The organism is Gordonibacter sp. An230 (assembly GCF_002159915.1).
Taxonomy (GTDB): Bacteria; Actinomycetota; Coriobacteriia; order Coriobacteriales; family Eggerthellaceae; genus Rubneribacter.
The window spans coordinates 35,806-48,727 of sequence record NZ_NFJP01000029.1; the positions used below are offsets into that span (position 1 = coordinate 35,806).

8 protein-coding genes are annotated in these 12,922 nt (G+C 57.9%); all 8 read right to left on the minus strand.

Annotated features, from left to right (window positions below; genetic code table 11):
• Positions 1–111: 111 nt before the first annotated feature.
• The 8 genes from B5F40_RS13140 to B5F40_RS13175 all read right to left on the minus strand — a co-directional run bounded on the left by B5F40_RS13140 (position 112) and on the right by B5F40_RS13175 (position 12,593).
• A complete protein-coding gene (locus B5F40_RS13140; RefSeq protein ID WP_087194741.1) occupies positions 112–1,734 on the minus strand; it encodes a LuxR C-terminal-related transcriptional regulator in 1,623 nt (540 codons plus the stop codon).
• A 104-nt stretch (positions 1,735–1,838) separates the two neighbouring features.
• Positions 1,839–3,422 (minus strand): FAD-dependent oxidoreductase, encoded by a 1,584-nt coding sequence (locus tag B5F40_RS13145; RefSeq protein ID WP_087194742.1) that lies wholly within the window; start codon positions 3,420–3,422, stop codon positions 1,839–1,841.
• A gap of 439 nt (positions 3,423–3,861) precedes the next feature.
• Positions 3,862–5,352 (minus strand): glutamate decarboxylase, encoded by a 1,491-nt coding sequence (locus B5F40_RS13150; RefSeq protein WP_087194743.1) that lies wholly within the window; start codon positions 5,350–5,352, stop codon positions 3,862–3,864.
• Between the two features lie 108 nt (positions 5,353–5,460).
• Positions 5,461–7,671, minus strand: coding sequence for an amino acid permease (locus B5F40_RS13155; protein ID WP_239443059.1), 2,211 nt, complete (start codon positions 7,669–7,671; stop codon positions 5,461–5,463).
• Between the two features lie 717 nt (positions 7,672–8,388).
• On the minus strand, positions 8,389–8,988 hold the full coding sequence (locus B5F40_RS13160; protein ID WP_087194744.1) for a TetR/AcrR family transcriptional regulator: 600 nt from the start codon (positions 8,986–8,988) through the stop codon (positions 8,389–8,391).
• Between the two features lie 147 nt (positions 8,989–9,135).
• A complete protein-coding gene (locus tag B5F40_RS13165) occupies positions 9,136–10,479 on the minus strand; it encodes an MFS transporter (protein ID WP_087194745.1) in 1,344 nt (447 codons plus the stop codon).
• Positions 10,480–10,796: 317 nt separating this feature from the next.
• Complete coding sequence (locus tag B5F40_RS13170) at positions 10,797–11,357, minus strand: hypothetical protein (RefSeq protein WP_087194746.1); 561 nt, start codon at positions 11,355–11,357, stop codon at positions 10,797–10,799.
• A 90-nt stretch (positions 11,358–11,447) separates the two neighbouring features.
• Positions 11,448–12,593 (minus strand): DMT family transporter, encoded by a 1,146-nt coding sequence (locus B5F40_RS13175; protein WP_087194747.1) that lies wholly within the window; start codon positions 12,591–12,593, stop codon positions 11,448–11,450.
• Between the last annotated feature and the right edge of the window lie 329 nt (positions 12,594–12,922).

The following is a 12,922-nucleotide window of genomic DNA, read 5'->3' on the forward strand; positions in this document are numbered from 1 at the left end:
CAAGCGAAGGCATCTCTTGCGTACGAACGAACTGCGAGCAACAGTCGCAAACTCATAAGCATCGCATAAACAACACCTGAGCCTGTTGCGATTGGGACAAAAGGCATCATGCTATAGATACTCAGATAGCAATGAAATGAGCTCTTGTCGAGAGTGTACCCCTATCTTCTGATAGGCGTTTGCGAGATGCGATTTCACGGTATTGACGCTAACCACCAATTCCTCGGCAATGTAGGGAGCACTTCTGCCATAAGCGTACATGCCGACAATCTGCTGCTCTTTAGCTGTAAGCTGATAGCGCTGGGCCATGAGGCAAATGGCGGAGTTTCGGTGCTCTCTCGAATCTTGCTGAATAGAGACCGCACTTGGAGAATTATTTCCCGGCTCCAACCGTCGTCCCGAACGGCTCTCTCGGATTGCGTCGGATCGCGCAATATCGGTCATCGCGTTTTTTGCCTCAAGAACCCTCTCCTCTTTATCCTCCGAAAGCCCTTTTTCGCACGCATTCTTTTCTGGCAAATTCGCCGACGACGCCCCTCCGTTGGGAATCCGAGAAAGATCCGTACTCGATAGCTGAGCAAACAGGTTATCCACATCGCGCTCGCTCAGCAACCATATGAACGCCACGGCCAGCATGATGACAATGAGAGCGCATAGAACGTGGAGATCCGGGATGCTACCCCATGAAGGCAGCGTCGCTGAGACGATGGGCACCAGCATACTCGGAAAAGAGAGAAGAGAATATATTCCCGCGAGTATGGCCACAGGGCTTTTCCGAGTGTAGGAGCTTACATCTACCGCCATAGTCACGGTGCCGAACCAAAAAAGCACGCCCGCACTCAAAGCGAACAACATCAGCATCCAAGACATGCTCCTCGCGCATGAGAATAGGGCGAATGCCACTATGAAGAGCGTGATGACAACTTTAAGCAAAGACGAGTAGCTCGGAAACGCTTTTGCAGCCAGAGTGCGCCAAATAACGGGCGTGGCAATCACCAAGCTAAGCGCATATAGCAAATCGGAATTCTGCCCAGAACTGGTTATGGCTTGGAGCGCCGCAAACGCGCACAAGGCTATCACCAGAAAACCCATAACAGGCTTTGAATCAACGGAGAGAACGAACCTCTTCCGAGGCAGGGGAAAAATAAGCTGTTGAAACAATCGATTCGAACCAGCAAGCAGAACGAGAGATCCTGCGTAGGCGCCGATGGCCCACCAGCATGAACCTATGCTATATGGAACAAACGCCTTAACAACGGCCTCCATAAGCATGGCTGCAATGATGCAACGACGCGCCCACAAACTGTAGAAGCGAGTCGCCTGAGCAAACCAAAGCACAGCAAGGGGAACGGCAGCACAGGACATTCCCACCACAAACAACCCTTCAGCAAATGCCCCCATTCCCAAAGCATATTCAATTGCCCCAATGCTCCCACATAAAACAGAGGTGGCAACAAACCCCAGCACGGCCGCCCCCTCTAAAGCGCCCGGCCGGATAAGAGCAACTATCGTCAGCGCCAAAGCAACGATAGAATAGAAAAACGCAGAAACAATAGTCCACGAGACGCCGGGAAAGACGTCCGGGGCGCCCATGTGAATAGTGGCGCTTTCAAGCGAGAAGTCTCCGAGGAACGTAAGAGCCAAGCCTAGACCGAACAGCAGACAGGCGCGCCATGAAGGCACGCCCGAAACAGGTCGATCCAAAATCTGGGTTTGCACCGCTCTAAATTGCATTGGCCCTCTTCTGCCGATGCGAAAAACGCAAGGTCCGAACGCCCCCGTCCTGATGGCGAGACCGATCTAGGGAAGCTGTCGGATTTCTAACCACTCGGACAATTCTACATACAGGCGGCATTGGCAGCAAGGTATCCGCTCGTCAGACACCACCCCTGACCGAGCCCCCCGAACACGCTCATAGGATAGTCCCGATAGTACAGCGAGCCATTGTCAGTACCGCAAGCGAACAGACCGACTATGGGACTCATTTGCTCATTCAGCACGCGCATATCGCCATCACTAGCAAGGCCGCCCAGCGTGGTGTAAGACGACGCCTTGAGCCGCACCGCATAGAAGGGAGCCTGCGTTACAGAGTTTATCAGGAAGTCGGGCATCACGTTGAATTCGGGGTCGATGCGATTCTTCACGCATTGGTTGTAGGCCTCCACCGAGGCTTCCAAATTCGTATAATCAACCCCTATAGCCTGAGCAAGCGCTTGCAGTGTGTCAGCCTTGTGGCAATCAGGGTTTGACTTGAGGTTTTCCAGCAAGTCACCTGTCGATTTGCCAGATCCGTAGTCGATGTCGCCCATGGCGGCCATGCGCTCAATGTAGGCGGAATCAACAATGGCGTACGCAGCCTGCTGGTTCAAAAGCGCAATGTTGCGGTTCGTTGGATCGGTGTAAGCAAGTCCTTCGTTGTAGAAGCGTTTGCCGTCTTGATTGACAGTTACGTGCACCTCCCAAGCGATGGCCGCGTTCAAAACATTATTCATCTCGACAGTATTAGCCGCACCGCCAAAGGTGTACATGAGCGCCGAAGGAGCATGCATTGCGGCTCCTGCTTGAATGGCGAAGCGAATGCCATCGCCCTCGCGACCGTCTAGACCATAAAAAACGAAACGATCATAGGGTACGTTCATGTAGCGTTCGACCATCTCGGCGTTGCCGCAGAAACCGCCAGTCGCCAGGATGACCGCTTTGGCGTTTATCCTTATCACCTTTCCGGACGCGTCGGTGGCATAGGCTCCTTTCACCTGTCCATCCTCGATCACTAGGCCGGTGAGCGATGTCTCCAGACGCAGGTCTACTTTGCCCGTACTTTCAGCGAATGCCCACATCGGGTCGTTGAGTCCAGGGCCGTTAAGCGTATATTCTCCGTTCACAGTGGTGCCATTCACGTAGGTGATCTCGTCACTCATTAGAATGGGGTTCGTGGGCGTCACCTCAACGCCTTTCGATTCGACCCAGTCCACCGCCTCACCACTCATATTGATGTAGGCGCGCAGAGGCTCGCTGAGCGAACCCCAATCCTCATATTCCATGATCTTCAGATATGCTTCTTGTTTATCAAATTCTACGCCGGTCTTCTTTGTAGCGGAGGAATTCACGCAAGCAAACCCTTCCGTGAACTGCGACGTTCCTCCTCGCTCCGTCCTCTTCTCGAGACAGATGACCTTAGCTCCCAGATCAACCGCGCGAGCTACGGCAGATGTTCCAGCGGTTCCGGTGCCGCATACTACGATGTCGCATGTTTCCTCCATATCGAAAGCCTGTGCACCCGCATCACCGCTTTCATCAACCAAATTTTCCTTCGCATTCTTCGCAGGAGCCGCACATCCGCCCAAGGCCGTTGCCCCTGCAACCGTTATTCCCGCCAGCAAAGATGTAGACAGAAACTGCCTCCGATTTATCGTCACCGTCATGACGAAATCCTCCTCTCCTGTTGCAAATTCATCGGCGCAGCGACAAAAGAACCGCTCAGGTAGATCGACGCGCCGCCTTCTTGCTTCAACTATAGGAAAGCGATAAAAGGCGCATAACCTCCGTTTAGTACGAGACCCTAAAAGCACTCCTCAATCTCATACGAAACGTATGGGAACGACGGGCGCCTCGCTCGATGCGCATTTCATTCCACTATTGTTAAAGATGACGTATGCGCGTACTAAGCCGTTGAAATTCGATCAGTGGTGCTTGCGATTCGACTCCCTTCTTGCTCCTGCATCGACACACGACTTCACACAAGTCGCCAACGTGAAAAAGCGCCGTGACCTCACCGGTCGCGGCGCATGGATCTTACTGGCACCGTACAAATTCTTTCAGGTTCAGCTACTTTTGTCGCCCACGTCCAAGATGGCGCACGAACTACTTCCAGGCGGGCTTCGTCTTGGTCTGCACCTCGTCACCCCTGTCGACGCTCGAACGGCCGCCATGGTTGAAGCCGGCTTTGGCAGCCTCTTGCACGTCGCCCGCCACGATGCGGGCCTTGCTCAAAACGTCGATCCCCTTCTTTAGATCATCCGCCAGTTTGATGGCGAGCTGCATAGAGAAATCCTGACGCACCACGACGCGCTGCACCACCACATCCTGCAGATTGGCGGGCATCGGGTACGCAGGCACGAGCCAGCCGCTCATGCGCAAACGGTCGGACAGGTCGTAGAGCGACCACTCCACGTCGGCGTCGTCCTTTAGGCCCCAGCACACGATGGGAATGTTAGACGCATCCTCGTACATCTCGAAGATGCCCATTTCCTCGAGTTCGGCGGCCAGATAGCGCGCCACGTCGAGCGTCCGCAGATGAATCTCGCGAAAGCCCTTGAAACCGTTGCGCATGAGCACGTAGTACTGTCCCACGATCTGCGAGGCGCTTCGAGAGAAGTTGATGGCCATCGTGGCCTCCTCGCCGCCCAGGTAGCTCACCCAGAAGATCAAGTCCTCGGGCAGCGCTTCCTTGCTGCGCCACACAACCCAGCCGATGCCCGGGTACACGAGCCCGTATTTATGGCCGGAAGCGTTAATGGACCAAACGTTCTCCAACTGAAAGTCCCACACCAGATCGGGATCCACGAACGGAGCGACCAGGGAGCCCGATGCACCGTCCACGTGGATGCGGATCGGCAGATTCGAGTGCTCTTTGTTGTACGCACCCACCAGCTCGTCGAGCTTCTGCACGTCGTCGAACTTGCCGGTGTAGGTGATGCCGAGGATGGCCACGATGCCGATGGTGTGGTCGTCCACGTAGTCCATGACCGTGTCCATGTTCAGCGACAGATGATCTTTCTCAAGCGGCACGAGGCGCATCTCGATATCCCAATAGCGGCAGAACTTCTCCCAACACACCTGGTAGCCTGCGGAGATCACCAGGTTCGGGCGCTGCTCGGTGTAGATGTCGATGCCGGCGTCCTTCGCCAGCTTCTTCCAGCGGAACAGCATGCCGAGGCCGCCCAGCATGCAGGCCTCGGACGAGCCGACGGTGGAGGTGCCCATGGGCTCCTCGTCGGGATTCGCATGCCACAGATCGCCGATCATGGCGACGCAGCGGTTCTCGAGGTCGGCCGTCATGGGGTACTCGTCCTTGTCGATGGCGTTTTTCGCCATGACCTCGGACATGATTCTCGCAGCCATGGGCTCCATGTAGGTCTGACAGAAGGTGGCAAGGTTCTGCGTGGCGTTGCCCTCGATGGACAGATGCTCTTTGACCATCTCGTAGACGATGCGCGGCTCGACGGGCTCGTCGTTCATCCTCGTACGAGGCATCTGCGCATCGGATGCTTCGCTGCCGAAAATGGGCGTGAGATACTTCGTTTCCTCGTCCATCGCATCGAGGATCGCGCTTGTCGACATGCGTTCTTTCATCGGGAACCTCCTGTAAGTCGTTTGCAGCAGGGCAAGAGCCGGGCGCAAGCCCCATCGAGCTGAACACGCTGCACAGAGCCGCACGGGCAGCTACGAGCGCACTCGCCGTTACGGCGCCGAATTGCTGTCGCCCTCGTCGTTATAGCTTTTGTTCGTGCTCGCATCTCGCGAATCGCGCGCCGATTGCGCGGAGCGCGCGGCGCGCGCGTCTTGTGCCGACCCTCCAACCTGTTCGCCATGTGAATCTTGCTCGTACCGCCGGCCCTCGCGGGGCGAGACGCCCGCGCCCTCGGCACCCGGCCGCACATCGTTTGCCGCATTGCGCTCAGCCGCCTTCACCGCGGTCGACGTCTCGCGCACATCTGCAGAGAAAGGGCTTTCCGGACGATTCGTCACGCTCGCCACCGCCACGGAAATCGTGCGAACGACACTCCCGCCGACGCCAGCGCCGGATGTTATGCCGCTCGAACCCGAAGCTCGCGCCATGCCGCTCCCATGAACAGAAGGCCGCGGCTCGGAATTCAAGCTGTCCCTCGCCCGAGTGCGTTTGTTGATCTTCCCGCTCCCTTGCCCAGCAGCTTGCGAACCAGCTTTCGCGCCAAGCGTGTCCCGCGCGTCTCGAAAACCCGTCGACGACGAGCCGACCGCATGCCGAGGGGAGACAGACGTCGGCGCAGTCGCACCCGCCTTGGGAACGACCGAAATCGATCCTCTTCGAACCGCGCCTGCGCTACGGCCAGCCCTTTCGATTCTCACCGCCTCCGTCTCGCTCTTCGGCGCCCATCGATGCCGCTGCGAATAGATGACGAACGGAAGGGCCACCGACACCGCAAACGCCACGAACAACGTGATCTGGTACACCCGGTTTGCCTGCGCCGTCAAATTCGACGACGGAAAGAACGAGATCACGAGCGTCGCCACCGTCATGAGCAAGCCCACGCTCGCCACAACGATTTTGAACGGCGTGCCACCCGGCAGCTGAAACGACCTCGGCAGGCTTTTCTTCCTCAGCACCAACACGAAGTATCCTAGGAAGAACAGCACGTAGCCCACCAGGTAGATGACCACCGTCAGCCCGATAGCCGTCAAATAGCCCACCGACGAGCTTGACCCGCCGGATAACGCGATGGAACCGCACAGAACCGCATCCCATACAGTGACAATGGCAGCTTGGATCACGACGGTCTTCACCGATACGCCATGCTTGTTCACCGTCTTGAACGACGGCGGCAGAATGCCGTCGTGCGCAGTGTCGAGCAGCGCGCGCGACGGACCAACGATCCATGCTGATATCTCAGCCAACACGCCCAATGCCAAAAGCAGTGCCACCGCGAACACGATCCAGCCAAACCACGGTCCGAAGTGCTGCACGTAAATAGCGCTAAACGCTTCGATCACGCCAAACGACAGGTTGCTGTCCAGCACGTTCGCGGGCAGCGTTGTGGCCACGGCCAAGCCTCCCAGGGCGTCGAGCGCGATGGTGAGCACCGCCAGGACAATCATGGCTAGCGGATAGTTGCGATTGGGATTTTTCAACTCGTTCACGTGCGATGCGGACGCTTCCACACCCATATACGCAAGAATGAACGACGCGAAGATCACGAGCGTATCCACTTTGCCGAAATCCGGCACGAGCGCAGAAGGCGAAAGATCGATCCGCGAGACGCCGCCAGTGGCAAAGTAGACGATCAGGCCCACCAGAAGCACGACGACCGGCACGATGATACCGCCCACGAAGCCCACCTTTGAGATGCGTGCCGTGTACTTCGTGCCGCCCAGCTGCGTGAGCGTGAGCAACCACACGATAGCCGCCACCCCGAAGAACATGACGAGCGGGTCGTTGTACAGCGCATCCCACCCCGCCACGTAAGCGAACGCGGCCAAGACGAAAAACGCCATCGTCACGAACCCCACGGTGATCTGAAACCATTGGAAGAACAACGCCGCGAACCCCCAGCGTCTTCCCAATGTGTTGCCCACCCAAGCGAAAACACCGCCGGACTCCCATCCTCTCACCGTCGCCATCTCGGCCGCGCATAGCGCCACGGGCAGAAACCACAGGATTCCCCCGACGACGAGGAAGAACACCAAACTAAACCCAGATGAGGCGAACGACGGATACTCGTACACCGTCATCACCATGGACGCAGTAATGGCGAAGAACCCGAAGAACGTCAGCGTACGCTTGAACGAGGGCCTCCCCATCCTTCCCACAGGCCCGGAATCGACCGTAGGCGATAACGCAGATGCGGACGCGGCAGCAGACGGCGGCATCGACGCGGACGCGGATGCAACCGCCTGTTGGCGGGGTTCGTTCATACCCCTCACTCCTTCCCTAACCTTCGGCGAGACGCTCCCTCCGATGCGCCCGAGAACGCGCTCGCACGGCTTTCGATGCTCCCGAAGGTTCTATCAGAGGAGAAAGGGCCGCAAACGACGACGGGAGGGCGTTCACCCTCCCGTCGTTAAAGCGTTGGCTCCTCATTGCTACCCGCCCCCGCAAACACACTTTGACGCCCCTCTTACACTGCCGACGAAATCCCCGAAGCGCGCGTTCGAAACGAGCGCAAAAGAGGGCAGAGGTGCCTCGAGCACAGCACGAAGGCATGTCTGCGCCGCGAAAGCAGCAAGGACAGCCCAACTGCGAGCGCACTTCGACGCAAACAACCGCGAGCCCGCCCTCATCCGCCCCGCGCAACCAACGCCCCCCCCCTTTTTTTTCTACGCGCGATAGCCGACGACACATCGTGAAGCGCCGGCAGATCCCGTCCTTTCGCACGCGCTCGCGCAGCTCGCTTCCTCAACGCTCCCCTCTCGTATGCGCAGAAAGCCTTTCGGGAACGCCCTTTTTTCTGCGCAATTGCTCGTGAAGAGGCCCTGCGAACGCGCGAAAACGGTCACATGGCGCCCGACAGCCGCGAACCGACCGAGCGCGCGCAGACGAACGCGCATGCCGCGCCCCCATCGCAAGCCGTCCAGATTTGGGCCATTGGCGCATGGAAGACAAAATCCCAGATGCACATGGCGCCAACGCTGTCAGTCGCGCGAATTCCCCGCATACGTCTCAAGCGCTTCGCGCAACAGCTCCGTGGCGAACTCGCGCACGTCGTAACCTTCGGAGATGGCGGCCACCGCTGCACCGTCCACGATAGTGCCCACCATACGGGGCGGCATGTCGATTCCGGCGCGCGCAAGAATGCGCCCGATAGCCGCATCGAGCGACACGCGCCCCTTCTGATACGCCTCCGTCACCACATCGGACTCGGCCGCCGCGATAAGCTGGCCGTAATGAGCGGCGGGCACGACGGATCCGTCGGGAAGGCACGCGCGCACCAGAAGATCGACCACCTGATCCCGGCATTCCTCGGGCGAAAGCCCTTCGGCGGCAGCGGCCGCCTTCTCGGCACGCTCAGACCACAGTTGAATATTGTAGCGCCCGGCCTCGTGCAACAGCTGGGTGACGGAATCGAAGTAATATCCCACAGACGACGACGCCGCCCCGGCCCACTTCGCCACCTTTCGGTACGTAACCGCTTTCGGACCTTGCTCACGCAACAGAGCCGCAGCAGCAAGCACAAGCGAAGTGCGCGTAATCTGCGCCTTCAATGATTTCGGCGTTTGCGACGTTTCGCCCATCACCTCATCATCCCTTTCCTACGCCACCCAAGCGCGCCCGCCTGCTCCGAAGCCGCGCGAGGCGCGGCGCCATATAAAAGTCGCCATGACCCGCTCGAACCGAGTTCGGACGGACCATGGCGATATCATACCAAACGACAACAGGCCTTACTCGACTTCCGTCAGGTCCTGCCCCGTATGTTCGTGAGACAGGATCATGGCGACAAACGCAATGACGGCGATGAACACCATGTAGAACGCCGGGGCAATGTTGTTGTTCGTCACCGAGATCAACCAGAAGGAAATGTAGGAGGCCGACCCACCGAAGATCGCATTCGCCAAGTTGAAGCTCAAAGCGAAGCCGGAATAGCGCACATCCGTGGGAAACGTCTCGTTCAGGTAACTGGCCAGCGTGCCGTCATTGATGGTGAGCAAGAGGCACATGACCAGCTCGACCACGAGGATGACCACAAAGTTCATCGTGCTTAGCAGCATAAACGCTGGAATGGTGAGGATGATGAAGCCCACGCACGCAGCGACAAGCATTTTCTTGCGGCCTAGGCGGTCAGATATGCGCCCGGACAAGAAGATGAACCCGATGTAGACCACCAGCACGATGTTCGTGATTATGGAGGCAAGCGCCGGATCGTAATTCAGCGTTGTCTCCAAATAGTTCGGCAAGTACGTGAGCACCGCGTAGAAGCCAACCGCATTCAGAACGCACGCGCCGAACGAGATGACGAGGCGCTTGAAATGCTTTCTGAACAGCGTGCGCATGGGCTTGTCCTCGCCCTGCAGCCCCTTCGCCTTCAGATCGTTTTGCATCTGCTCGTACACCGGCGAGTCCTCAAGATGCTCGCGGATGTAGTGCGTGATATAGCCCAGCGGACCCGCCAGCCAGAACGGGATGCGCCAGCCCCATTCGGTCACGAACTGGGAATCGGCTCCCCAGATGTTGAACATGGCCGAAGCGAACAAGGAGCCCACCAGCAAGCCCGCCGCCGTGGAAGCCGGAACCATCGAGCAATAGAAGCCACGATGGTTCGTCGGCGCGTACTCGGCGATGAACGTGGCGGCACCGGCGTACTCACCAGCGGCGGAGAAGCTCTGCACCATGCGCAGGAGCAGGAGAAGAAGCGGCGCGCCCACGCCGATCATCGCATAGGTGGGAAGACAGCCGATGAGGAATGTGGCGCCGGACATCAGTAAAATGGAGATGGAAAGAGCCCACTTGCGACCCTTCTTATCTCCCATATTTCCCCAGAACAGCGCTCCGATAGGCCGAACCAGGAAAGAGAGGGCGAATACGCCAAACGTAGACATGACCGCCACCGTGCGATCCTCTCCAGGGAAGAACACCAAAGCGATGACGGTAGCCAAATACGAATAGCTCGCGTAGTCGAACCATTCGATAAAGTTGCCGAGGAACGAAGAGCCGACGACTCTTTTGAGGGTTCTGTGCTTCTCCTCGTCGGTATAGCCCCTGCGTTCCATCGTCGTTTCAACACTCATGATAGTCCCCTAAGAACAGTGCGGCCCAGTCGAACACGTCCGTACGGATGCTCTCAGGTCGCATGCCTTGCGTCCTCGCCATCGAAATCCCAATCGTTCGTCCGAATGTAAACGCTTTGCCTACTTTACCTTAGTTCGGTGACAGAGTTCTCGACAGATCGGCACGTAGCCGAATTGTAACCATCTTTCGGCGTAAAAGACTTCTCTATGCAGCGAGTCCGCGATTCGCATCCACGCACGTCAAAGGATGCAGGGTCCGCTTCTCGCCACCAAGCGGACCCCTCGACGTTACGTTGTCCAATCGCACATCTACTCGATCAGTAGTCCTCGAGCAGATCAACCTGGGCCTTGCTCGCACGCATGACGAAATTGCGCGTAGCCCTCTGCCCACCCTGTGCCAACTTGCGCAAGATAACCCTCTTGAGGCGCGGGTACTCACTCATACCGTACCAGGCGAACGCCGTGCCGCCCGTGTACGCCTCGACAATGCTGTGCACCGGCAGACTTGCATCGCGCTTCGCATCGAGAGCAAGATACTCCTCGATCTCGGACGCGCACACATCTCGAATAACCTCGGGACTGATCTCGAGGTCATGCGACAGCTGCCTGAGCTGGTAATCGACCTCGGCGTCGTCGGCGTGCGGGAAGTAGGTTACGTCGTAGGTGACCGCAGCCAACCCCGACGCCTTCGCAAAGCCCAGCAGCGTGTCGAGCGACATCATCTGCACATGGTCCTCTGTGCGCTCGGCAATGTCCAATTCGGCTGGAAATCCCTGCAATCCCGCCTGGTCAAATGCGGTCAGCAGTTCGTCCTCGCTCTTGGCTGCCTCGAACTCGACCGCAGTCGCGATGTGGGTCAGGTTGCTTGTAATCTTCATATGCTGCACCTTCCTCTTCAGAGCGGGGCGGACGCGGCATCTTGGCCGATCGGCCGCCCATCCAGCACGTTCTCAGCGCAATCGCAGACCCTAGCGAAGATCGAGGTCCTCTTTCCGGGCCTCCTCTTCAAGGCGGGCAGACAGGTTTTCACGAATCTCGACTTCTTTCTCGTGCTTCGCGCCTTCGATGATGCCCTTGACGGCCGGAATCGCTCCGCCGCCGATGATGAGGACGCCGCCGATGATGGTGTTGATGGTCAGCGCCTCGCCAAAGATGACCAAGCCGATGAACAGCGCGACCGGAACCTCCCAGTACGCGATGGTTCCGTAATCGGCAGCAGGCAGATTGCGGCCGGCAACCAGCAAGAAGCCCAACGCTACCGCGCCGGAGAAGATCCACAGAAGAACGGCGCCTATCCAGTTGAATGCGGTGAGATGCAAGTTAAGCGCCCAGTTGGACGGCACAATGCCGCTTTCGCCCATGAAGTTCATGGCCAGCGTAACCGCAAGCGCAGCAATCGCAGCGGCCAGGAAGTTCCACACACCGCGAGCGGTGGTGTCAGCATCTTTACGATAGCCGTTGAAGAACATCGACAAGCCGTAGAACACGCCCGAAAGCAAACCGAAGATGTCACCGATGCCCTTCTGCGGATAATCGGGCGTGGACATCTCGAGGCTGAAGCTCACCGTGAACGCGCCCGACTCGTTGAACCCGACGATGTTGTTGCCGAACAGCGTGCCGATGATCACCGCCACCAAGCATATCCATTGCAGCAACGACATGGGCTCTTTTCTGAATATCCGGGCGAACAGAATGCAAAGCACGGGCCCTGTGTAGATGAAAAGAACCGAGTTTGCAACCGACGTGAGCAGCGTGGCGGTCACGTAGCACGCAAGAGAAAGGCCGATCATGACGCCGCCCAGAATGATGGCGGGCGTCACCTTGAGCTTCTTGAACACGCCCACTTTGTGGGTGATGAACAGCAGCGCGACGAAGAAGACGAACCCCATGGTCATGCGGCCCACGGCCATGAGCGCGCCCACCGAGTCGCCGGCATTCAAACCAGCCGTACCGTCGAACATGTCGGTGCGCGTCGCCCAACGGCTGAACAAAGGCACAAGGCCCATGCCCGTCGCCGAGATGAGCATGGCGATCGTTCCCCACTTTCGATCCATCTCGAAGCCGGTTCCGCCACCGGATTGCGCGCTTCCCTGAGCGATCTTGTTGTCCGCCATTGGTCCTCCTTAAACCAGTAGCAAAAAAGGTATAGTCCAGCCAGACCTCCGCGAGAAGGATTTTCATCATGAAAGATCGAATGCGAAACACCGAGGGTCTTACCTTTGATCCTGCATGACCTTATGATTTTTCACGTGCGATTGTTGCGGGCTGGAAACAAAAAGGGGATCCGGCATGCTTTGCAAACCGAATCCCCTTTCTTTACATCGCGACGCCGCTCATCAGAGTCTAGACTGCGTCACGCGGGCTTACTACGCGGCTAGTCGTTCCACATCTCCGGGCGCACCAGGGTGGGATCCTTGACGCGGTTCGGGAAGTAGTCGAGGCA